At 68.9% G+C, this 22,422-nt stretch carries 14 protein-coding genes and 1 tRNA gene; 6 read left to right on the top strand and 9 right to left on the bottom strand.

Features of this window, described 5'->3' with window-relative positions:
- The 3 genes from V8201_RS03945 to V8201_RS03935 all read left to right on the top strand — a co-directional run bounded on the left by V8201_RS03945 (position 1) and on the right by V8201_RS03935 (position 6,331).
- Positions 1 to 2,385: a glycosyl hydrolase 115 family protein gene (locus tag V8201_RS03945; RefSeq protein WP_336544519.1), complete on the top strand. Its 2,385-nt coding sequence runs from the start codon at positions 1 to 3 to the stop codon at positions 2,383 to 2,385.
- Positions 2,386 to 2,603: 218 nt separating this feature from the next.
- The gene (locus V8201_RS03940; protein WP_336544518.1) at positions 2,604 to 4,304 is read left to right on the top strand and encodes a methyl-accepting chemotaxis protein; all 1,701 of its coding nucleotides are present in this window, start codon (positions 2,604 to 2,606) and stop codon (positions 4,302 to 4,304) included.
- Between the two features lie 386 nt (positions 4,305 to 4,690).
- Positions 4,691 to 6,331 (top strand): Na+/H+ antiporter, encoded by a 1,641-nt coding sequence (locus tag V8201_RS03935; RefSeq protein ID WP_336544517.1) that lies wholly within the window; start codon positions 4,691 to 4,693, stop codon positions 6,329 to 6,331.
- A 48-nt stretch (positions 6,332 to 6,379) separates the two neighbouring features.
- Here the strand turns inward: V8201_RS03935 and V8201_RS03930 are convergent, their stop codons facing one another.
- Complete coding sequence (locus tag V8201_RS03930; RefSeq protein ID WP_336544516.1) at positions 6,380 to 7,480, bottom strand: diguanylate cyclase domain-containing protein; 1,101 nt, start codon at positions 7,478 to 7,480, stop codon at positions 6,380 to 6,382.
- A 190-nt stretch (positions 7,481 to 7,670) separates the two neighbouring features.
- Here V8201_RS03930 and V8201_RS03925 point away from each other — a divergent pair, with 190 nt between their 5' ends.
- Complete coding sequence (locus tag V8201_RS03925; protein WP_051583322.1) at positions 7,671 to 9,650, top strand: putative bifunctional diguanylate cyclase/phosphodiesterase; 1,980 nt, start codon at positions 7,671 to 7,673, stop codon at positions 9,648 to 9,650.
- Between the two features lie 13 nt (positions 9,651 to 9,663).
- On the opposite strand, the gene V8201_RS03920 is transcribed toward V8201_RS03925, so the two are convergent.
- The 5 genes from V8201_RS03920 to V8201_RS03900 form a co-directional block, all read right to left on the bottom strand.
- Positions 9,664 to 10,596, bottom strand: coding sequence for a crotonase/enoyl-CoA hydratase family protein (locus V8201_RS03920; protein WP_271299181.1), 933 nt, complete (start codon positions 10,594 to 10,596; stop codon positions 9,664 to 9,666).
- Between the two features lie 113 nt (positions 10,597 to 10,709).
- Positions 10,710 to 13,097 carry a TonB-dependent receptor gene (locus V8201_RS03915; protein ID WP_336544515.1) on the bottom strand — a complete coding sequence of 796 codons (2,388 nt, stop codon included), beginning with the start codon at positions 13,095 to 13,097 and terminating at the stop codon, positions 10,710 to 10,712.
- A gap of 84 nt (positions 13,098 to 13,181) precedes the next feature.
- Positions 13,182 to 13,556, bottom strand: a complete 375-nt coding sequence (locus V8201_RS03910) for a winged helix-turn-helix domain-containing protein (protein WP_271299183.1) — start codon at positions 13,554 to 13,556, stop codon at positions 13,182 to 13,184.
- A gap of 1 nt (position 13,557) precedes the next feature.
- A complete protein-coding gene (locus tag V8201_RS03905; RefSeq protein WP_037532979.1) occupies positions 13,558 to 13,764 on the bottom strand; it encodes a TOBE domain-containing protein in 207 nt (68 codons plus the stop codon).
- 248 nt (positions 13,765 to 14,012) lie between these two features.
- Positions 14,013 to 14,088, bottom strand: a tRNA-Thr gene (locus V8201_RS03900).
- A 172-nt stretch (positions 14,089 to 14,260) separates the two neighbouring features.
- Between V8201_RS03900 and V8201_RS19020 the strand changes: the two genes are divergently transcribed.
- Entirely contained in the window at positions 14,261 to 15,145 is an 885-nt protein-coding gene (locus V8201_RS19020) for a PAS domain-containing protein (protein WP_373276449.1), read from the top strand.
- Positions 15,146 to 15,236: 91 nt separating this feature from the next.
- Complete coding sequence (locus tag V8201_RS03890) at positions 15,237 to 19,841, top strand: NAD-glutamate dehydrogenase (RefSeq protein ID WP_336544514.1); 4,605 nt, start codon at positions 15,237 to 15,239, stop codon at positions 19,839 to 19,841.
- 54 nt (positions 19,842 to 19,895) lie between these two features.
- On the opposite strand, the gene V8201_RS03885 is transcribed toward V8201_RS03890, so the two are convergent.
- The 3 genes from V8201_RS03885 to V8201_RS03875 all read right to left on the bottom strand — a co-directional run bounded on the left by V8201_RS03885 (position 19,896) and on the right by V8201_RS03875 (position 22,412).
- Complete coding sequence (locus V8201_RS03885) at positions 19,896 to 20,984, bottom strand: PepSY-associated TM helix domain-containing protein (protein WP_336544513.1); 1,089 nt, start codon at positions 20,982 to 20,984, stop codon at positions 19,896 to 19,898.
- Between the two features lie 61 nt (positions 20,985 to 21,045).
- Entirely contained in the window at positions 21,046 to 21,729 is a 684-nt protein-coding gene (locus V8201_RS03880) for a Fe2+-dependent dioxygenase (RefSeq protein WP_336544535.1), read from the bottom strand.
- Entirely contained in the window at positions 21,723 to 22,412 is a 690-nt protein-coding gene (locus V8201_RS03875; RefSeq protein WP_271299205.1) for a tetratricopeptide repeat protein, read from the bottom strand. The genes V8201_RS03880 and V8201_RS03875 overlap by 7 nt, the downstream gene beginning before the upstream one ends.
- Positions 22,413 to 22,422: the final 10 nt, after the last annotated feature.

The following is a 22,422-nucleotide window of genomic DNA, read 5'->3' as shown; positions in this document are numbered from 1 at the left end:
TTGCTTCACCTGCGCTCATGCGCGACAACACCCGTCGGTCTCTGGTCGCAGCTGGATGAAAGACAGGGGTCACGTCACGAGGCGCCGTGCCTGTCGGGCTGGACGACGGAAAAGTTCGGCGGGATGAACGCCGACTTCTACGGCCGGTTGTTCGAACTGCTGCTGCGGCTACGCGCCAATTACCTGTGGCCGGCGATGTGGAACAACGCCTTTGCCGTCGACGATCCGCGCAACGCGCCGCTCGCCGACGACTATGGCATCGTCATGGGCACCTCGCATCACGAACCGATGATGCGCGCGCACAAGGAATGGACCGACCACCGCGCCGACTATGGCAACGGTGAGTGGAATTACGCGACCAACCGCGACGGCGTCCGCCGCTTCTTCGACGAAGGCATCGTCCGCAACGGCGCCAGGGAATCGATCGTCACGATCGGCATGCGCGGCGACGGCGACGTCGCGCTGGAGAGCACCGGCAACCTCCAGTCCGACATCCATCTGCTCGAAACGGTGATCGCCGACCAGCGCGCCATCATCGCGCAGCGCACCGGCAAGCCCGCCGATCAGACACCGCAGGTGTGGGTGCTGTTCACCGAGGTCTACAAATATTACGACGCCGGGCTCAAGCTGCCCGACGACGTCACGCTGATGTTCGCCGACGACAATGTCGGCAATCTGCGCCGCCTGCCCCTTCCCGCCGAGCGCGGCCGGCGTGGCGGCTTCGGCATCTATTTCCACATGGACATGCACGGCGGTCCGTTCGCCTATCAATGGATCAACTCCAATCCGCTGCCCAAGATCTGGGAGCAGATGAACCTCGCCAACCGCTATGGCGCGAACGAGATCTGGATCGCCAATGTCGGCGACCTGAAGCCGCTCGAACTGCCGATCGACTTCTTCCTGGCGATGGCGTGGAAGCCGGCGACGGTCGACAAGGACAGGATCGCGCAATGGACGCGCGACTGGGCGGAACGGCAGTTCGGCCCCGATCATGCCGCCGAGATCGCCGACCTTGTCACCCGCTACGCCAAATATAACGCGCTGCGGAAACCCGAGCAGCTCCGCCCCGACACCTTCAGCCTCGACCAGTATCGCGAGGCCGAGCGCGTCGCCGACGCCTGGACCACGCTGCTCCGCCGCGCCGACCGGCTCGAGCCGTTGCTCCGCCCCGATCAGCGCGACGCTTATTACCAGCTGGTGCTCTATCCGGTGCGCGCCTGCGCCAATCTCACGCTGATGTACATCGCCGCGGCGCGCAACGCCCGCAACGCGCGGCAGGCGCGCGCCAGCACGCGCGCCGAGGCGGAGGAGGTGCGGCGGCGCTTCCTCTACGATCACCAGCTGCGCGACACCTACAATCACGTCCTGGCCGGCGGCAAATGGAACCACCTGATGGACCAGACGCACATCGGCTATTTCGACTGGTATCCGCCCGAGAACGACATCATGCCGCCGGTCGCCGATCTCGACCTCACCGGGGTCGCGGGGTTCGGCGTCGCGGTCGACGGTGACGATCGGTCGTGGCCCGGCTTCTACCTGCCGCCGGTGCTGCCGACGCTCGACAGCCTGACGCGGCGGCCGACCTATCTCGAAGTCTATCCGCGCGGGGCAGCGCCGATCGCGCCGGTCGTGCGCGCGGACCAGCCGTGGGTGACGCTGCGCGAGGGACCGGCGTTCGGCGTCTCGCCGCGCGAACGGCGCTATTGGATCGACATAGACTGGGCACACGCGCCGGTCGGCCGGTCTGAGGCGGCGGTGACGGTCAGCGACGCGGGCGTCACGATCACCGCCAAGCTGACCGCGATCCGCGCCACCGCGCAGCAGGAGCGCGACGCGCGCGGCGCTTACGGCGGGCTTGCCGGCGCCTTCGCGGTGCCGGTGACCGCCTTCGCGAGGCGGACGGTCGTCGACGGCGTGCGCTGGGAGGCGATCCCCGATTATGGCCGCGTGGCGGCGGCGATGTCGGTCTTCCCGGTCGATGCGGCTTCGGTCAGCGACCCGGCCCGCGCGCCGCGCCTGGAATATGACGTCTACCTCGCCGCGGCCGGGGCGTATCACGTCGATCTCGTCACCGGCGCGACGCTGGAGACGATCCCCGGTCGCACGCTCGGCGTAGCGGTGACGCTCGACGACGGGCCGTTCGCCGTCAAATCGGTGTTCGGCGGGCCGGAGGGCGTGGCGCAGGATTTCCTCGGAGACCAGCACCCGGTGACGACCGCGAACAACGCGCGGACGATGCGCTTCACCGTCACCGCGCACCGCGCGGGACGCCACCGGCTGGTCGTCGCGATGATCGACCCGACGATGGTGATCCAGACGATCGCGGTGTCGCAAGGGCCGACCAAGCCCAGCTATTTCGGACCACCCTCGCCCGATCATATCTAGCCGCCAGCGGCGGGAGCGATGCGACGCCTGGTCGGTGGCGTGCCGTAATCGACGGCAACGTGGTTGACGCTTTCTAATCCTCTATAATGAATCCGTGATCGACGAGGTGCGCCGCATCTCGCCGACCGTCGAACCGCAAATGGCGCCACCCACCGGTGCCATGACGATGCCTGCTCCGGCAGCGGAGGGGGCATTCCTGCATTGCACAAGGCTGACTTATGCGCGTCACCATCCGGGCGAAGCTCGTCTGCGTCTTTTCCGTCCTCATCCTGCTGTTGCTGGCGATCGTCGGCATCGGCATCTCGCGGTTCGAGATCATGGATCGGGCGATCAGCGACGTCATCGCCGGGCCGACGACACGCGCCATTCGCGCCTTGAGCTTTGACGAAGCCCTGCATGACGTGATGCTGGATGCGCGCGACATGACGCGATCCACCGACGATCTCGGCAGCCAGCACCGGTATGAGACGATGAAGCAACAGCGCGCCGTGGCGCAGCGCCTGCTCGATACCGCGCTCGCGCAGGCAACGCCGCTCAACCGGTCGCGATGGACCGGGATCGCCGATCGCTGGGCGCGTTATGTCGTCGTCAATGACGCGGTCGCCCATCTGGTGCTGGCGCATCGCAATGCCGAGGCGGCGGCACTGGCGGCCGACAAGGGCAGCCGACTCGGCGGCGAGATGATCGCGATCTCCAAGGAGCTGGTCCGGATCAACCAGAAGCGGCTCACCAATGCGAGCGGCAGGATGCATCGGCTGCGCAGCAGCTCGCGCCTGACGTTGCTCGTCGCGGCGGTGCTCGCGCTGCTCGCCGCGATCGGCGGCGCCTTGTGGGTGTCCTCCTATATCATCACCGGGTTGCGCCGGGTGCGCGGGCTGATCGACGCCGTGGCGGTCGGCGACCTCGACCGTCAGGTGCATCTGGGCGGCAACGACGAGATCCGCGATCTGGCCGACGGCGTCGCGAACATGACGACCGCGCTGCGCCAGTCCGCCGACCTCGCCGACCGGATCGCCAGCGGCGATCTCACCGTCGAGCATCGGCCGCTGTCGGAGCGGGACCGGCTCGGCAAGGCGCTGGTGACGATGATCGCGACGCTGCGGGAGGTGGTCGGCCGGACGCATCGCGCCGCGGATCAGGTCGCGGCGGGAAGCCAGACGCTGTCCGCCTCGTCCGATCAGCTCAGCCAGGGCGCGACCGAACAGGCCGCCGCCGCCGAACAGGCCTCCGCATCGATGGAGCAGATCGCCGCCAATATCCGCCAGAATGCCGACAATGCCGGCCAGACCGAAGACATCGCCCGCCATTCGGCGCGCAACGCCGAGACGACCGGCGCCGCGGTCCAGCGAGCGGTCGCGGCGACCCATGCGATCGCGCAGAAGATCCGCATCGTCCAGGAACTGGCGCGGCAGACCGATCTGCTCGCGCTCAACGCCGCGGTCGAGGCGGCGCGCGCCGGCGATCACGGCAGGGGCTTTGCGGTGGTCGCCGCCGAGGTCCGCAAGCTCGCCGAGCGCAGCCAGCAGGCGGCCGGCGAGATCGACGGCATGGCGACCGACACCGTCGCCGCCGCGTCGCAGGCGGAAGAGATGCTGACGCGCCTCGTCCCCGACATCCGCCGCACCGCCGAGCTGATCGCAACGATCAGCGCCGCCTGCCGCGAACAGGATGTCGGCGCGACGCAGGTCAGCCAGGCGATCCAGCAGCTCGACACGGTGACGCAGCAGAATGCCGCCGGCTCGGGGGATATCGCGGCAACCGCCGAAACGCTCGCCACGCAGGCGGAGCAGTTGCAGCAGGCCATCGGCTATTTCCGCCTGCCCTCCGACTCCGCCGTGCGCAGGAGCGACGTGCCGGCGATCGTCCGTCGCCCCCCAACGCCCCGGGCGCGCGCGTTGCAGGCGGTCCCGGCATGGTGATCGCATGCGACGGGGCCGGTGCGGGCGTTCGGGCCGTACCGCTCATCCTGATCCTCGGCCACGCATAGCGAAACCTCTGCGAAAGTCTTGGCGTTGCCCGACACCCGTCGTCATCCCCGAACGTGTGCCGGCTTCATCGTATCGCTCGATCGACAGCTTAGGCTCCCACCGAATTGTGGATGCCGTACCATCTCCGGCATAACGGAGGGAGTTTGCAGACGTCCCGCATCCTCGAGCAGTCCGTAGCCTGTTAGGACAGGGTCGACACCCCGCGTCCCGCACAAGACGCACTGTTTCGCCAGCAGCGGCCATTCGGTCCCATCGACGGGTTGTCTGACCGCGCGCAGGCCCGATACTGAGGCCTCCCCTCCCCAGAAGGACCCGTGTTGGAAGCCGTATCGATCGTCCTGTTCCTGTTGCTCGCCGTGGTGATGAGCGGCGCCTTGTCGCGGATGCTGCCGGTGGCGGTGCCGACGCCTTTGGTGCAGATCCTGCTCGGTGCGGTGATCGGCCTGTCGACCTCCTATCGGGTCGCGCTCGATCCCGAGCTGTTCCTGCTGCTGTTCCTGCCGCCGTTGCTGTTCCTCGACGGCTGGCGCATCCCCAAGGACGAATTGCTCAAGGACCTGTCGACCGTCGTCGAGCTGGCGCTCGGCCTGGTGCTGCTGACGGTGCTCGGCATGGGCGTGTTCATCCACTGGATGATCCCGGCGATGCCGCTCGCGGTCGCCTTCGCGCTCGCCGCGGTGGTGTCGCCGACCGATCCGATCGCGGTGTCGGCGATCGCCGCGCGCGTGCCGATCCCCAAGCGGATGATGCACATCCTGGAGGGTGAATCGCTGCTCAACGATGCCTCCGGCCTGGTCTGCCTGCGTTTCGCGATCGCCGCGGCGCTGACCGGCACCTTCTCGCTGACCGCGGCGGCGACGAGCTTCCTGTGGGTTGCGGGCGGCGGGCTGGCGATCGGCGTCGGCGTCACCCTGGTGGTGACGCGGATCAAGGCGTGGGTGTCGCGACGCTTCGGCGAGGAGCCGGGGTCGCAGATCCTCGTCAGCCTGCTGATCCCCTTCGGCTGCTATCTGCTCGCGGAGCATCTGGAAGCCTCGGGCATCCTCGCCGCGGTGGCGGCGGGCATCACCATGACCTTCGCGGAGATTTCGCGGCAGGCACTGGCGACGACGCGGATGCGCCGTCATTCGGTGTGGGACACGATCCAGTTTGCGCTCAACGGCATCATCTTCGTGCTGCTCGGCGAGCAATTGCCCGGCATCCTGGCCGGCGCGCGCGCGACCGTGCTGCTGACCGGGCATCACGATGCGGGCTGGCTCGGCCTCTACGTGCTGGCGATCGTCGCCGGGCTGGCGCTGCTGCGGTTCGGCTGGGTGTGGGTATCGCTGCGGCTGACGCTGCTGCGCCGGCAGCGGACGAGCGAGGCGACGCTGCACAGCCCGAGCTGGCGGCTGGTCGCGGCAATGTCGCTTGCCGGCGTACGCGGCGCGATCACGCTGGCGGGCGTGCTGACCATCCCGCTGACGCTGACCGACGGCAGCCCCTTTCCGGCCCGCGATCTCGCCATCTTCCTCGCCGCGGGGGTCATCATCGTCTCGCTGGTGCTGGCCAGCATCGCCCTGCCGATCCTGCTCAACGGCCTGACCATGCCGGCCGAACCCTCGCGCCAGGCGGAGGAGGATGCGGCGCGCGTCGCTGCGGCGGAGGCGGCGATCATGGCGATCGAACGCGCGCAGCACGCGCTCGCCGAACGCGACGGCCATGCCGATGTCTATGCCGCGGCGGGAACGCGGGTCATGGACGTGTATCGCGAGCGGATCGAGAGCCGCAGCAAGGGCGCGCGCGTCGCGGCGGCGGCGCGACGGCAGGACCAGCTCGAACGCGACTTCCGCCTCGCCGGGATCAAGGCGGAGCGCGCCACGGTGGTCGCCCAGGTGCGCGAACGCGCGATCGGCAGCGCGACCGCGCAGAAGCTGATGCGCGAGCTCGACCTGCTGGAGGCCCGATACCAGAATTGACGCGCGGCGGGTGCGGATCGTCGGCGACCTGACGTGTCGGGGCTCGCGCTAGCGGCTCGGAGTGTCCGCCCGCCCGATGCCGCCGCCATTCTGCTTGGCCTGATAGAGCGCGGCATCGGCGCGCGCGACGAGTTCGTCGAGGTCGCTCGCGCCGCCATCGGCGGTGACGAAGCCGAGGCTGACGCCGATCTCGATCTGATGCGCGTTGATCTGATAGGGCGCCATGATCCGGCGGACGAGCGTGCGGGCGAACTGGTCCGCCTCGCTGGCGGTCCGCACGTCGGACTGGAGGATGACGAATTCGTCGCCGCCGACGCGCGCCGCCGTGTCGTGCGGATGCAGCACCGACCGGACGCGGTCGCCGACCGCGGCGAGCAGCGCGTCGCCGGTCGGGTGGCCGTAATGATCGTTGACCGGCTTGAACGCATCGAGGTCGATGCAATGGATCGCGATGTCGCGGGCGGCGCGCGGGCGGCTGACGAACGCCTCGCGCAGCCCGAGCCGGTTGGGAAGAAGGGTCAGCGGGTCGACGCGCGCCAGCGCCGCCATCGCCTGACGGGTGATGATCTGCTGCCGGGTCGCCCGGTAGAGGTGGCGGATGCTCTGCATCGCGGCGAGCATGAAGCAAAGCAGCGCGACGGCGAGCAGCCGGTACGCGCTATTGTCATGCTGCGCCGCGGCGGCGGCGATCGGCAAGGCGCTGCCCACGAGGCAGGCGGCGGCGAGCCACGGCCGGATCGAGGTATGCGCGACCAGACCCGAGCAATAGCCGAACAGCAATCCCATCGCGAGCATCTGCAACAGCACCGTATCGAACGTGAAGGCGCGGGCGCCGAGCAGGCCGAGGGCGAGCGCGGTGCCGAGGCTGAGGACGGCGAAGGCCTGCGCCCAGCCGGAATGCGCCTCTGCCGCCTCTCCGGCCCAGACGTGGTGCGCCGCGATCAGCGCCAGCTTGGCGAGCAGGCAGGCGACGGCGACACTAAGCGCCGCCGTGGCGAGGCGATCGGAAAGCTCCCAGGCGATCCGTCCGCCGAGCGCGGCGAGGATCGCGCCCATCGCCGCATTGGGCAAGGCGGTGGCAAACAGAGCGTGACGCAGCTCGTTCCGCACCGATTCGGCAGCAGCACCGCGGGGGGAAGGCATGGTCATGATCGTGCCGTACCGTCATCCGCCAAAAAAATATATTAAACTTGATACGGGTCTTTTCCGCTCGGCAAGCAAACTCCGCGGGCGAAAGTATGTCAGTTACGGACATGAAAGATTGCCGGCGGTGCGATTAGCCGCGGTCGGCGCCGATTTGTTCGCTACTTCTATACCATCTTGGGCGCATGGTCGCTGCATGACCGGCCTAATCTTCCGCTTGCGACGGCTGCGCCATTCGGATCAGGCGATCGCCGCCGCGGTGCGCGAAACCCTGGTCGAATCGCTCTATGCCTCGCCACAGTCGCTGGTGATCGGTGCGCTAACCAGCAGCGCGATCGTCGGCATCGTCGCGGCGGTGAGCCGTGCGCCGGTGCTGATCGCCTGCGCCGTCGCGGTGACGATGCTCGCTGCGATCCGCATCGCCGATGCGGTGCGGCTGTATCGCCGCACCGCGACGCTGTCGCTGCCGAGCGGCGTGTGGGCGCGGCGGCAGGAGCTGATCTACCGCCTCGGCGCGCTCGGCTATTCGGCGCTGCTCGGCGGCTTTGCGATGCTGACCCTCGTCCAGAGCGACAATGGCGTGCTCCACCTGCTCGCGGTGACGATGTCGATCGGCTATGCCGCCGGCATCGCCGGGCGCAACGCCGGGCGGCCGTGGATCGCGCTCGCGCAATTATGCTTCGCGTCGTTGCCGATCGCGATCGGGCTGATCGCCTCGTTCGATCCGCTCAAGATCGCGCTGGCGGTGGTGATCCTGTTGTTCATCGTCGCGATGATGGACATCACGCTCCAGACCTATGGCGTCATCCTCAAGGCGACGGTGGCGTCGCGCGAGAAAGCGGCGCTCGCCGAACATCATGCCGCGATGGCACGGCGCGACGACCTGACCGGCGTCGCCAATCGCACCGCCTTTCGCGAACAGTTCGAGACTCGGTTGCAGCGGCTGGCCCAGGGCGACCGGCGCCTGGCGATCCTCTGGATGGACCTCGACCGGTTCAAGGAGATCAACGATTCGTTCGGCCATCTCGCCGGCAATGCGCTGCTCGCCGGGGTCGCGCGGCGGCTGGACACGGCCTTTGCGGAAGAAGGTATCGTCGCGCGGCTCGGCGGCGACGAATTCGCGGTGGTCTGTGCGGTCGCGCAGGATGACGAGGCGCTCGCGCTCGGGCGGCAGATCCTCGACCTGGTGTCGCGTCCGGTCGAGCACGGCGGGCGGATGCTCCATGTCGCCGCCTCGCTCGGCATCGCCATCGCCCCCGCCGACGGCAGCGACGCGGATACGTTGCTCAAGAACGCCGATCTCGCGCTGTATCGCGCCAAGGATGGAGGGCGGGGACAGATGTGCCTCTACGAACCGTTGATGGACGAGAAGATCGAACGCAGCCGCACGCTCGCCGCCGAGATGCAGGACGCGCTCGAACGCGGGGAATTCCACCTCGTCTTCCAGCCGATTTACGACCTGTCAGGGCAGCGCATCCTGTCCTGCGAGGCGCTGCTGCGCTGGACGAGCCGCAATTACGGGCCGATCTCGCCCGCGGAGTTCATCCCCATCGCCGAGGACAACGGCCTGATCGTCGCGATCGGCAGCTGGGTGATCCGCGAAGCGTGCCGGCTGGCGAGCCGCTGGCCGGCCGAGGTCAAGATCGCGGTCAACCTGTCGCCGATCCAGTTGCGCGCGCACAATCTGCCGAGCGTCATCGTCGGCGCGCTCGCCGCAAGCGGGTTCGCCGCCGACCGGCTCGAACTCGAAGTCACCGAATCGGTGCTGCTCGAAGATGTCGAGGCCTCGCTTGCCGCGCTCGACGCGATCAACCGGCTGCACGTCCGCACCACGCTCGACGATTTCGGCACCGGCTATTCGTCGCTGAGCTATCTCACCCGCTTCCCGTTCCAGACGCTCAAGATCGACCGGTCGTTCATCGCCGACCTCGAACAGAATCCGGCGTCGGTGGCGATCGTCCAGACGGTGATCGACCTCGCCGCCAAGCTCGGCATGCGCACCGTCGCCGAGGGGGTGGAGACGCAGGCGCAGCTCGATCAGCTGCGGCGGACGCGGTGCGATGCGGTGCAGGGCTTCCTCCTCGCACGTCCGATCCCCGCCGAGCAGGTCACGGCGCTGTTCGCCGAGGCAGCGGGGGGGCGCGACGAAGGGGTCAGGGCGCAGGCGCGGCCCTGACCCGCGCCCGCGCCTAGACCGCGGCCTTGTCGCGCAGCCGGGACTGCGCACCGACGAGCCGACGCATCAGCTTGAGGTCGGTGTCGGTGAGCCGCAACGCCGCGTCCGCCCACAGATCGACCACCGCCTCCAGCTCGGCGAGGTCGAGCGGGTTGACCGAACGCGATGCCTCGTAGATCGCGCAATGGCCGCTGTGCCGCCGCCGGTTCTGGCGGATATAGGTCTCGACCTCCGCCCTGCCCTGTCCCGGCGCGGCGAGGCCGTGGACGATGCCGAGGTCGTACAATTCCTCGGCGCTGTACGACCGGCCGCTGAGGATCATCTGCTCGGCCCGCGCCGAGCCGAGCCGCCGCGACAGGAAGCAATGCGCGCCCATGCCGGGAAACAGCCCGAAGTTGGTCTCGGGCAGGCCGAAATAGGTGCCGCGTTCGGCGATGACGACGTTGAACGACAGCAACGCCTCGAACCCGCCGCCGAGCGCGTCGCCCTCGACCAGGCCGATGGTGATGATCGGCCGGTCGAGGCTGCGCATGTTGCGGTGGAGGATATGGACGCAGGCCCGGCCGTAGCGGACGAGCGCGTCGCGATCGCCGCGGCGGATATGACCGGCGAACAGGTCGAGGTCGCCGCCGAGCGAGAAGACGCCGGGAAAGCGCGAGCCGAGCACCAGGTACCGGATCGGCATCGTCCCCGCGTCATGCGCGGTGACGATATCGTCCTGCCAATGCGCAAAGGCGGCGAGGAGGTCGGGGTTGAAGCTCGGCCGCGTGCGCTGGTCCATATAGGTCCAGAGCGTCCCGGTCGCCGGATCGAAGGCGGTGGCGAGGTCGGTCAGCTCGAACGGTGCCCGCCGCGCCGATCCCTGCGGGACGATCTGGGCGGACGTGGCGCAATCGGCTGCCTTGACGCCCTGGGTTATCGCGACGGGGGGGGATTCGAGGGGCATGACGACGTCCTTCTGCACGTACAGCTTGGCGCTGCGGTGGCATTCTACGTCTGTTTTGCGTCGGTTCAGTGGTTAATTGAACATCAATCCTGTCACATTCGGGGACGCGCGAATCACATCCGGAACCGCACCGTCCCGCCGATCGTGCGCGGATCGCTCGGCGAACCGAGGATCAGTCCGGAATTGCCGGCCTGCACGGTCAGATTCTGGATATAATCCGCATCGAGCAGGTTGCGCGCCCAGACGATCAGCTCGGTACCGTCGGCGAAGCGATAGCCGATATTGGCGTTGGTGAGATTGTACGCGTCGATCGTCGTGTAGCGCGACAGGCTGGGATCGCCGTTATAGCCGCTGCGCGAGGCGGTATCGACATGCACCACGACCGCACCGCGGCCGATCGGATGCGTATAATCCAGCCCGGCGGTGATCGCGAAGCGCGGCAGCGAGGCAAGCCGGCGCCCGGTCAGACTGCACCGCGTCGTCGCGGCGGTCTGCACCTCGAGCGGGCATGGTCCGGCAGGATAATCGGTGTAGCGCCCGTCGGCATAAGCGACATTGGCCCGCGCGCTGAGGCCCGGCAGCAGCAGCGCCGTAACATCGGCCTCGACGCCCTTCACCGCCACCTCGGGTATGTTGGAGAGGTAGCCGCGCAGCTGCACCGTCTGGGTCAGCGAATTCTCGACCACCGTCGCCTGGAAGTCGTGCACCTTGGTGTAGAAGGCATCGAGGTTGAGGATCAGCCGCCGGTCGAACAGATCGTTCTTAAGTCCGACCTCATAGGTTTCGTTACGCTCGGGCCGCACCACGGCGGTGGCGAGCACCGGCTGGTTGCTGTTGTCGAGCGGCAGGCCCGACATGTTGATCCCGCCCGATTTGAAACCGCGCGCATAGCTCGCATAGGCCAGCGTCGCGTCGCTGACCTGCCAGGCGAGATTGCCGCGCCCCGACAGGCTGCCGTCGCTGTCATGCGCCCGATAGCTTTGCGGCCGCAGCACGCCGAGCCGCGCGCTGACCAATGCCGCATTGGTGACGACGGGCCCGCCGGAGACGGTGGTGGCATAGGAGCCGTCCTTGTCCTCCTGCGTGTAGCGCAGGCCGAGCGTCGCGGTCAGCCGCGGGACGATGCGGTAATTGACCTCGCCGAACGCCGCATAGCTGCGGCTGCGAAAATCAGTGCGGCCGTCCTGACCATAGCCGTCGAGCAGATTGGCCGGGACGGCGGTGTTGTTCGCGCCCGTCGTGGTGCCGATCAGATAGCGCGCCGCGGCGGGACCATAGATGCTGATCGGCCGGCCGGTGATCCGCTGACGAAAAGCGTAAAGGCCGACGACGTAGGACAAGGGTCCGGCGCCATTCGAGGCGAGGCGCACCTCCTGGCTATATTGATCCTGCCGCGACGGGATATGCTGCGACAGCTGCACCGGCAGGCCGGTATAGTCGCGGTCGTTCTCCGCATCCCAGTTCCAGAAGCGCCAGGCGCTGACCGAGGTGAGCGTCGCGAAGCCGAGGTTCCAGTCGGTGATCGCGCTCACCCCGCCCTCGTTGGTGTCGGTGCCGAGCGGACCGTCGATATCGGTGACGCGGTCATAGGGGTTGGTGCTCGCCGGCGCATAGCCGAACTGCGCGGCAAGTCCGGCGGCGCCACCGAACTGCCGGTTGGCCGCACGCAGCGAGGTGCCGGTGCGCAGATAGACCTGACCGCAGCAATAGGCCTGGAAGTTGGTGAAATCCGCGATGACCCGCATCTGGATCGTGTCATCGGGCTTGAACAGCAACTGGCCGCGGACCGCCTGCGTCCCGAGCGTGTTGGTGTCGCGCCCGGTGCGGATATTGGCGATCACGCCGTCGCGGCGGGTCGATACCACGGACAGGCGATAGGCGACGCTGTCGCTGATCGGCCCGGAGACCCAGCCCTTGGCCTGGACGAGGTCGTGACTGCCATAGGACAGTTCGGCGAAGCCTTCGCGGGTGAAGCTCGGCGCGCGCGTCGTGATGTTGATCGCGCCGGCGGTGGTGTTCTTGCCGAACAGCGTGCCTTGCGGGCCGCGCAACTCCTCGACCTGCGCAATGTCGGCGAAGTCGAAGGCGGCGGTGGCGGGACGCGCATGATAGACCTGGTCGACGTAGAAGCCGACGCCGGATTCGAGCCCGTCATTGGCCTGACTCACCGCCACCACGCTCGAACCGAGGCCGCGGATGGTGAAGGCGGTGTTGCGCGGATTGGCCGAGCTGTAATTAAGGCTGGGGATCAGCGTCGTCAGCCCCTGCGTGTTGACCGTATAGCTCCGGTCGAGCAGCGCACCGCCGACCACAGACAGCGCCGCGGGGACGCGCTGCTCCTCCTCCGCACGACGCCGGGCGGTGACGATGACCGGGGCGATGCCGTCATCGGCCGTCTCGACCCGCGTCGGATCGCCAGCGGTGGTGGTCTGCGCGGCGAGCGGCGTGGCCAGCGCCGGTACAACGATCGTCGCCAGCAAGCCGGCCAACCTTCTCGACATCGTCACGCACCCCTTTGGCGCGGACACTCCGCGCTCTCTATATCGGGCCGTATATCGACGATGTATTCGTGCGTATATAGAGGTTTATTCGGGCGGCGGCAGCGGCTCGGTGCGCAACAGATCGCGTAGCTGATGATAAGCGGAATGATCGGCGAGCGTCGCCGCCTGCGCCTCGAGCGCGCGATAGGCCGCGATCACCGCCGCGCCGGTTTCGGTGATGCGCGCACCACGCTCCTGCCCGCCGCCGCGCAGCGTCTCGACCACCGGCGGATCGAAGCAGCGGTTCATTTCGTCGACCAGCATCCAGGCGCGCCGATAGCTCATCCCCATCGCGCGCGCCGCCGCGGAGATCGAGCCATGCGTCCCGATCGCGGCGAGCAGCTCCGCCTTGCCCGGGCCGAGCGCGAGGGCATCGCCACAGGCCAGCTGCAGCTTTACCCAGAGCGGGCCGAGCTTCATCTCACTTGCCGATCATCACGTCGCTCGCCTTGACGATGACGGTGACCGTATCGCCGATCGCAAGACCGAGGTCGGCGATCGCCTCTTCGGTGATATTGGCGGTGACGATCGTGCCGTTGCCGATGTCGACCTTGATCGCGCCGTTGACCGCTCCCGGCGTGATCGCCGTGACGGTACCGGCGATCTGATTGCGTGCGCTGATTTTCATGGCGGATCCTGCAAGGGTGGTGCGGGCCACGCTACAGCGTTCGATCGAAGGCGGAAACCCGGGACTGGCGGTCGCCCCCGCCGCTCCGTCGGTCAGACCTGTTCGACGCGGAACCGGAAGACGTGCCGCTCGCCGTTGACCTCAACCGCGAGCGCGACGAATTCGCCAATACGCTTTGGAAACATGCCGATGCACGCTCCCTCGTCGCACGATGGGAGGGAGACATACCATTAGCCGGTGATGTTTGATGGTGCCGCTTACAGGACTCGAACCTGTGACCCCCGCATTACGAATGCGATGCTCTACCAGCTGAGCTAAAGCGGCACGGGGTGAAGCGACGCGAAGCGCCGTTCGGGGGTGCGCCTAACAGGTCGGATCGCGGCTGACAAGCATCGTCGCGAAGCGAAATTGCTGATCGGCGGCTTTACGACCCGTTTACCACGGAGCGTGCACAAGCGTCGCGACGGGGGCTGGCCCGGCGAAGGAAGGTATGCTCATGGGTATCGCGCGCGGCTATGAGGACGAGCGGGTCGATGGCGACGGCACGATCGATTCGGCCGTCGGCCAGGGTGGCGATGAGGGCGGCGTCGATGAAGGCGGCGTCGGCGATGCGCTGTTCGATCTCGGCGGCGACGAGCGGCGGATGCACGTGCGCGCTTACAATCACTGGGTGTCGCTGCTGAAAGGCCGCCCCTATCCGGGCATCGCCGATCTCCACCCCGAAAGCATCGACGATTTCGGGCCGCACAGCGTGCTGATCGACTTCACCGGCGGCAGCGACGATGCGACCATCGCCTTCCTCGGGCAGGCGCTGCGCGAGGAATGCGGGCTCGACACCGCCATCGTCCGCGTCGCCGACGTGCCCGGGCGCTCGCTGCTGTCGCGGCTGACCGATCACTATCTGCAGATCATCGCGAATCGCGCGCCGATCGGGTTCGAGGCGGAGTTCGTCGGCACGCGCGGCCGGACGACCCTGTATCGCGGCATCCTCATGCCCTTTTCGTCCGACGGCGACGTGATCGACTTCATCTACGGCGTGATCAACTGGAAGGAGATGGTCGACGACGCGACGCAGGCGACGCTCGACGCGGAGCTCGATGCCGCGGTGCGCGCCGCGCCGCGCCCGCCGATCGCGACGCCGGCTTGGGCGGATGGCCCGAGCGGCGGTTTCGACAGCCCGCGCGACGCCGGGGGACGCGGCCACCGCGCCCGCGCCGCGTGGCGGACGCTGCCGGCGCTCGCCTCGGTCGCACTGCCTGCGAGCGATGCCGAATTCCTCGTGCTGCTCGCACGGACGCGCGCCGACGGGACGCTCGATGTGATTCGCCGCTTCGACGATGCGGCGACGGTCGAGGCGATCGCGGACGCGACCGCCGACTGATCGCCCTGCCCGCATGAATATTGCTTGACCGCGTAATTTTTGCACTGCGGCAAGCCTTGAGGTCCGCGACCCGCGGGAGCATAGGCGATTCATGGCCGACCATAATCAGACCATGGCCGAGGCGCTTGCCGCCCGGCTGACCAAGGGCGCGCTACCGGGAGAGCTGACGGGCTTCGGCGATGCCGAACGCGCCGCCGCCGCCGCGTTCGTCGCGCAGACCGCCGCGCAGCGCCTGCCGGGCACACCGGCGATCGCGCTCGAACCGCTGCCGTCGGACGACGTCCGCCGCCGGATGCGACTCGCGATCGTCAACGACGACATGCCCTTCCTGGTCGATTCGATCGCAGCGTCGATCGGCGAGCAGGACCTCGACATCGATCGCGTCATCCACCCGGTGGTGCGGGTGACGCGCGACGCCGATGGCGTGATGACCGATATCGGCGGTGCCGGCGCGCCCGAATCGATGATCTATATCGAGCTGGAACGCGCCGACGCGCGCGACCGGCGCGGGCTGGTCGAGGAGCTGACCGCGGTGCTCGCCGACGTGCGGGCGGCGGTGACCGACTGGCCGCTGCTCCAGCGCGCGATGGCGCGCGACGAGGCGGCGTTGCCGCAGGGCGAAGGCGCGGCGCTGCTGCAATGGTTCCTCGACGGCCAGTTCACGCTGCTCGGCCATCAACTGTGGCGGCGCGACGGCAGCGCCGGTGATGCGCTCGGCATCGCCCGCCATCCGCACCAGACGCCGATGCTCGCCGAGGCGAGCCGCGCGCTGGCGATCGAATGGTTCGAGGCAGGCAATGACGCGCCGCTGCTGCTCAAGTCGAGCCTGATCTCGACGGTGCATCGCGCCGTGCCGCTCGATCTGGTGATCGTGCCGATCGGCAGCGACGGCATGGTCGAAGGCCTGTCGATCCATGCCGGACTGTGGACCAGCGCCGCGCTCAGCGTGCGGCCGCGCGACGTGCCGGTGCTGCGCGCCCGACTCGCCGCGCTCGAGGCGAAATTCGGCTTCGATCCCAAGGGGCATACCGGCAAGGCGCTGACCCATGCGCTGACCGCGCTGCCGCACGACCTCGTCGTCGCTTTCCCGGCGCCGGCGCTGGAAGAGGTGGTGCTGACCGCGATGAGCCTCGCCGACCGGCCGCGGCCGGCGCTGGTGCTGGTGCGATCGGCGCTGGGGCGGCACATGTTCGCCTTCGCCTGGCTGCCGCGCGACGACCTGACCACCGCGCGTCGCGTGCAGATCGCGCAGATGCTGAGCGAGGCGTCGAACGGCGTCGTGCTCAATTGGTCGATCAGCCTCGACGACGGCGTCGTCGCCCTGCTGCGCTATACGATCGACCTGCGCGGCGACGGCCGCATGCCGGAGACCGAGCCGCTCGCCGAGCGCCTGCGCCGGATGGTGCGCGGCTGGGTGTCGGACGTCGAGGCGGCGCTGGCCGAGCAATTGCCCGCGGCGCGTGCGGCGCGGCTGGCGCTGCGCTGGGCCAATGCCTTCCCCGCCAATTACCGCAACGTCAGCACCGCTAGCGAGGCCGCCGCCGACATCCTGCGCATCGCGACGCTCGACGATCCCGCGGCGCGCTCGGTGCGCATCTTCCCGGCGGTGCCTGGTGAGGACCGGCGGCTCAAGATCTACAAGCTCGGCGGCGCGCTCGCGCTGTCCGACGCGGTGCCGGTGCTGGAGAATTTCGGCTTCCGCGTGATCGGCGAACTGCCGACGCGGCTGCGCGAGGACGCCAATACCTTCGTCCACGAATTCGTCGTCGAGATCGACGCGACCGCCGAGGCGCAGGACGCCGCGGTGCTGGAGGGCGCGATCGCCGCGGCGCTGGAAGGCGCGGCGGAAAACGACGCGTTCAACCGGCTGATCGTCGATGTCGGGCTGGCGCCGCAATCGGTGGTGCTGCTGCGCGCCTGGTTCCGCTATCTGCGGCAGGCGGGCCTGCCCTATGGCCTGACCACGGTGGTCGATGCGTTGCGGCGGGCGCCCAAGCTGACCAAGGCGCTGATCGCCCGCTTCGCCGCGGCGCATGACCCGGCCGTTGCCGGCGACGTCGCCGCGGCGGACGAGGTGATCGAGCGCGGGCTCGACGCGGTGTCGGCGATCGACGACGATCGCATCCTGCGCGCCTATCGCAACCTGATCGCCGCCTGCCTGCGCACCAACGCCTTCGCCCCCGCCGCGGTGGAAGCGCTGGCGTTCAAGCTCGACAGCCACCTCATCCCCGGCCTGCCCGCGCCAGTGCCGTGGCGCGAGGTCTGGGTCTATTCGCCGCGCGTCGAGGGCATCCATCTGCGCGCCGGCCCGGTCGCGCGCGGCGGCCTGCGCTGGTCCGACCGGCGCGACGATTTCCGCACCGAGATTCTCGGGCTGATGAAGGCGCAGCGCGTCAAGAACGCCGTCATCGTGCCGACCGGCGCCAAGGGCGGTTTCTATCCCAAGCAGCTCCCCTCCCCCGCGCTCGACCGCGACGCGTGGCTGGCCGAGGGGACGGAGAGCTATCGGATCTTCATCCGCTCTTTGCTGTCGATCACCGACAATATCGTCGAAGGCCACGTCGTCCATCCGGCCGGCGTCCGCGTGCTCGACGGCGAGGACCCCTATTTCGTCGTCGCCGCCGACAAGGGCACCGCGACGTTCAGCGACGTCGCCAATGCGCTGGCGCTGGAGCGCGACTTCTGGCTCGGCGACGCCTTCGCCAGCGGCGGCAGCGTCGGCTACGATCATAAGGCGATGGGCATCACCGCCAAGGGCGCCTGGGTTTCGGTCCAGCGGCATTTCGCCGAACGTGGCGTCGACGTGCAGAGCCAGCCGATCACCGTCGTCGGCTGCGGCGACATGTCGGGCGACGTGTTCGGCAACGGCATGCTGCTGTCCAAGGCGTTGAAGATCGTCGCGGCGTTCGACCATCGCCATATCTTCCTCGATCCCGATCCCGATCCGGCGGCGAGCTGGGAGGAGCGTGCGCGCATGTTCGCGCTGCCGCGGTCGAGCTGGGCGGATTATGACGCGGCGCTGATCAGCGAAGGCGGCGGCGTCTGGGCGCGCAGCGAAAAGGTGATCAAGCTGTCGCCGCAGGTGCAGGCGGCGCTCGGCGTCACCGCGACGCAGCTGGATCCGGCCGCGCTGATTTCGGCGATCCTCAAGGCCCCTGCCGACCTGCTCTGGTTCGGCGGCATCGGCACCTATGTGAAGGCGGCGGCGGAGAACAACGTCGCGGTCGGCGATCCGGCCAACGACCGGTTGCGCGTCAATGCCGAGGAATTGCGCGTCACCGCGATCGGCGAGGGCGCCAATCTGGGCGTGACGCAGGCGGCACGCATCGCCTTCTCGACCCGCGGCGGGCGGATCAACACCGACTTCATCGACAATTCGGCCGGCGTCGATTGTTCGGACAATGAGGTCAACATCAAGATCGCGCTCAACCGCGAGATGAACGAAGGCCGGCTCGGCTTCGAGGAGCGCAACACGCTGCTCGCCAGCATGACCGACGATGTCGCGCACCTCGTACTCGAGGACAATCGCCTGCAGACGCTGGCGCTGTCGATCGCCGAGGCGGACGGTGCGGCGGCGATCCCGAGCTACGTCCGCGTCATCGAGATCTTCGAAGCGAGCGGCCGGCTCGACCGCGCCGTCGAAGGGCTCGCCGCCAACGAGGATCTGCTGCGCCGTGGCCAGGAAGGCCAGGGCCTGACGCGTCCGGAGCTCGCGGTGTTGCTCGCCACCGCCAAGCTGGCGTTGCAGGACGGGATCGAACATGCGCCGCTGGCGATGGCGCCCGAACTCGCGCCCTATCTGCACGGCGCCTTCCCGCCGGCGATGCAGCGCGACTTCGCGCAGGCGATCGACGCGCACCGGCTGCGCGGGCAGATCGTCGCGACCAAGCTCGCCAACCGCATCGTCAACCGGCTCGGCATCCTGTCGCCGTTCGAACTCGCCGAAGAAGAGGGCGCGGCGATCGCCGACATTGCGGCGATGTTCGTCGTCGCCGAACGCATCTTCGGGCTCGACGCCTTGTGGGCGGAGATCGAACGCGCCGCGATCAGCGAGGGCGCGCGCATCGCGCTGTTCAACGAGGTGGCGGTGGCGACGCGTTCGCATATCGCTGATCTGCTGCGCGCGTCGGCGCCGGGAACCTTGCCGGGGGCGGTGCTCGACCGGCTCGGCAGCGGCGTCGCGCAGCTCGAACGGCAGACCGCCTCGCTGCTGCTCGAGGAAGCCAGTGCGCAGAGCGCGCGCATCGCCGCGCAGCTGGAAGCGGCGGGTGCCCCGACCGATCTCGCGCAGCGGGTGGTGCGCCTGTTCGACCTCGACGGCGCGGTCGGTCTGGCGGCATTGGGCGAACAGCTCGGTTTCGACGAGATCGAACTGACGCGGGCGTTCACGCATCTCGGTCAGGCGCTCGGGCTCGACTGGGCGCAGGCGACTGCGGCGCGGATCGTGTCGAGCGATCCGTGGGAGCGGCTGCTGCTCGCCGGGCTCGCCCGCGATTTCCAGCAGCAACGGCTGGAGTTCCTCGCCCGCAACGGCGGCGGCGATCCGCGCGGCGCGGTCATCGCCTGGCTCACCGCCAATGCGGCGCGTGTCGGCCAGTTCAAGGCGGTGATCGATCGCGCCCGCCATGCGGCACAGCCCAATGCGGCGATGCTCGCGCAGATCGCGGGTCAGGCGCGGGTGCTGCTCGGGCGCTGACGCTGATCCAAAGGGGGCTTCCGCGACCGGTTTCGATCGCGGAAGTCCCCTTCGTCACCGCGTCGCGGTGCGACCGCCGCGAGCCGAGGCGGCCTTGCTGCGCCATTCGCGGGCGCGCCACCACATGATGATCCCGGTCACCGCCAGCACCGCCGGTGCGATGCCGCCGAGGAAGATCACGATCTGCCAGACGATCCCCATCCCTCCGCCGTCGTGGAGGCGACGCATCGTTCGCGCCAGCCCGCCCGGCCGCCGCGCCGGCGCCGCGACCGCGACGCCATTGTCGTCGGCGACCTTGACCACCTGTCCGTTCGCGTAGGTCACCGTCCAGTCGGCGCTGGCGCTGGTCGGCCAGGCGATGCTGCGCAGCGCGCCGCGCCGGACGCTGGCCGCCCGCGCCACGACGAGGTCGAGCGGCTGGCCCGGTTCGGCGAGCGGCACCGAGCGCTGGCCGCCGCGATCCGGCCCGCCGCGACCGCCGCCGAACACGCCGGGGAAGCTGATCCACACCCCGGTCAACGACAGGACGAACAGCGGCAGGGCCATCCAGAAGCCGATCATATGGTGGAGATTGCTGTCGGTATTGCGATGCCGCCGCCAGCGCAGGCCGCGCGACCATGATCCGACCGTCGGCCACCACAGCCACAGGCCGGTCATGCTCGACAGCAGCATCGCGACGCCGATCCAGCCGACGATGGTGCGGCCGAGGCCGGGTATCTGCAAGCTGCCGTGGAGGATGTGGAGAAAGCGCACCAGCCCCGCCTGGCTGCCCGCGACGTCGAGTACGCGCGCGGTCGGCGGATCGAGGTAGATCATCGTCCGCGGCGGCGGGCCGCGGCGGCCGGGATCGGCGCTCGCCGGCGCGGCGGCGAGCGTGATCGGCCCGTGGCCCTCCGGCAGGCCGAGCTGCGCGATCCGCTCGCCTGGCCTGAGCGCCGCGCGCGCTGCGTCGGCATAGACGTCGGGGGTGCGCTGCGACGTACCGCTGATCTGGTAGCGCGCCGGATTGACGATCCGGTCGAGCGTGTCGTGCCAGACCAGGGCCGCGCCGGAGAGCGACAGCGGGATGATCAGGATCGCGAGGATCAGCCCGATCCATTTGTGGATCTGGAACCACGTCCTGCGCCAGGCCAGTTTCGTCATCGCTTGCTCCACCAGGGGTCGGGCGCGGCGTGGCATGGCGCCCCGCGCACGGTCAACCGGCTCAGACCCGCGCCCAGCGGCGCAGGAGATTGTGATAGACGCCGGTCAGTTGCACCACCGCCGGGTCCCCTGCCCCGAGCGACGCCGCCGCCGCCTGCACGCCCGCGTCGAGATCGAACAGCAGCCGCCGCGCGCCATCGTCGCGCACCATCGATTCGATCCAGAAGAAGGATGCGACGCGGCAGCCGCGCGTCACCGGCGTGACATGATGCAGGCTGGAGGCGGGATAGACGACGCAATGCCCGGCGGGCAGCTTGACGCGCTGCGGACCGAAGCGATCCTCGATCACCAGCTCGCCGCCGTCGTAATCGGCGGGGTCGCTGAGGAAGAGGGTCGCGGACAGATCGGCGCGGATGCGGAAATCGCTGCCGCGCCGGATGCGGATCGCGGCATCGACATGCGTCGCGAAGGTCGCGCCCTCGGCATAGCGGTTGAACAGCGGCGGAAAGACCTTGAGCGGCAGCGCCGCGGCGACGAACAGCGGCGCGGCGGCAAGCGCATCGAGGATCAGCGCGCCGCTTTCGCGCGCCGCCGGACTGTCTTCGGGCAATTGCTCGTTGCGCTTGGCGAGCGCCGACTGATGGCCCGAGGTCGCATTGCCGTCGATCCACTCGGCCGCGTCGATCCGCGCGCGCAGACGGGCGACCGCGGCGGCGTCGAGCAGATCGGGGATGGCGATCAGCATGGCCATGCCCGTGCCACCGCCGCGGGGCCACGGCTGCGCAGCGCCGGATAGGGGCAGTCCGCCAGCCAGCCGCGCATCTGCGCGACGAAGCGCGCATGGCCCGTCGCCGTCGCGCGTTCGATCCAGAGAAGGGCCTCGTCCATCCGGCCTGCTTGTGCCAGCATCCGTGCGTGGTTGAAACAGCCTCGGAAATCACCGCCGGCGGCGGCGCGACGGTAGCAGTCCGCGGCCTTGGCCATGTCCTGCGGATGGACCCAGCCGTCCTCGGCGAAGCTGCCGACGAAGTTGATCGCCTTGGCATTGCCCAGGGCCGCCGCGCGTTCGAGCCAGCCGAGCGCCGCCGGCCGATCCGCGTCGACACCCTCGCCGAGCGCGAGCAGGGTTGCGTAATTGTACATCGCCCAGTCGAGCCCGCGTTCGGCGGCGACACGATAGCAGGCCGCGGCGCGCGCCTTGTCGACCGCCGTGCCCCAGCCGAGATCGTAGCAGCGCCCGACCATGTTGAGCGCCATCAGATGCTGCTGCGCCGCCGCGCGGGTGAACCAGGCGAGCGCCGCGCCCTCGTCCCTATCGACGCCATTGCCGTCGAGCAGCAGCTGGCCGAGCATCGCCTGTGCCTCGGCCAGCCCCGCCACCGCCGCGCGGCGGATCAAGGCGGCATCCGCTGCGGTGATCGCGGTCACAGCCGCACGC

The sequence above is a fragment of the Sphingomonas kyungheensis genome (assembly GCF_037120395.1).
Classification (GTDB): domain Bacteria; phylum Pseudomonadota; class Alphaproteobacteria; order Sphingomonadales; family Sphingomonadaceae; genus Sphingomonas; species Sphingomonas kyungheensis.
Note: the sequence above shows the minus strand (reverse complement) of the source record. Positions and strands in the feature narration are given on the sequence as shown.

What these genes read in the sequence shown, in the direction of transcription:
- V8201_RS03940 (WP_336544518.1), top strand. Translation starts at nt 2,604, where the DNA reads ATGCGCGTCACCATCCGGGCGAAGCTCGTCTGCGTCTTTTCCGTCCTC.
- V8201_RS03930 (WP_336544516.1), bottom strand. Translation starts at nt 7,480, where the DNA reads ATGACCATGCCTTCCCCCCGCGGTGCTGCTGCCGAATCGGTGCGGAAC.
- V8201_RS03925 (WP_051583322.1), top strand. Translation starts at nt 7,671, where the DNA reads ATGACCGGCCTAATCTTCCGCTTGCGACGGCTGCGCCATTCGGATCAG.
- V8201_RS03920 (WP_271299181.1), bottom strand. Translation starts at nt 10,596, where the DNA reads ATGCCCCTCGAATCCCCCCCCGTCGCGATAACCCAGGGCGTCAAGGCA.
- V8201_RS03915 (WP_336544515.1), bottom strand. Translation starts at nt 13,097, where the DNA reads ATGTCGAGAAGGTTGGCCGGCTTGCTGGCGACGATCGTTGTACCGGCG.
- V8201_RS03910 (WP_271299183.1), bottom strand. Translation starts at nt 13,556, where the DNA reads ATGAAGCTCGGCCCGCTCTGGGTAAAGCTGCAGCTGGCCTGTGGCGAT.
- V8201_RS03905 (WP_037532979.1), bottom strand. Translation starts at nt 13,764, where the DNA reads ATGAAAATCAGCGCACGCAATCAGATCGCCGGTACCGTCACGGCGATC.
- V8201_RS19020 (WP_373276449.1), top strand. Translation starts at nt 14,261, where the DNA reads ATGGGTATCGCGCGCGGCTATGAGGACGAGCGGGTCGATGGCGACGGC.
- V8201_RS03890 (WP_336544514.1), top strand. Translation starts at nt 15,237, where the DNA reads ATGGCCGACCATAATCAGACCATGGCCGAGGCGCTTGCCGCCCGGCTG.
- V8201_RS03885 (WP_336544513.1), bottom strand. Translation starts at nt 20,984, where the DNA reads ATGACGAAACTGGCCTGGCGCAGGACGTGGTTCCAGATCCACAAATGG.
- V8201_RS03880 (WP_336544535.1), bottom strand. Translation starts at nt 21,729, where the DNA reads ATGCTGATCGCCATCCCCGATCTGCTCGACGCCGCCGCGGTCGCCCGT.